At 61.4% G+C, this 355-nt stretch carries 1 pseudogene; it reads right to left on the minus strand.

The features are described from left to right. A pseudogene (locus AC1DJ5_RS14700) lies at positions 1–355 on the minus strand (excinuclease ABC subunit UvrA); the annotation flags it as partial.

The following is a 355-nucleotide window of genomic DNA, read 5'->3' on the forward strand; positions in this document are numbered from 1 at the left end:
TCCTTGGACAGCTTCACGCGCTGCGCTTCACCACCGGACAGCGTGGTCGCGCTCTGCCCCAGCTTGATGTAGCTCAGGCCGACATCAACCAGGGTCTCCAGTTTGCGGGCGATGGACGGGACCGGTTCGAACAGCTTCAGTGCATCTTCGACGGTCATTTCCAGCACGTCGTTGATGTTGAAGCCCTTGTACAGGATCTCCAGCGTTTCGCGGTTGTAGCGCTTGCCATGGCAGACGTCGCAGGGCACGTACACGTCGGGCAGGAAGTGCATCTCGACCTTGATCAGGCCATCGCCCTGGCAGGCCTCGCAGCGGCCGCCACGCACGTTGAAACTGAAGCGTCCCGGCGAATAGC

The sequence above is a fragment of the Brevundimonas sp. 01N35 genome, from assembly GCF_056399785.1.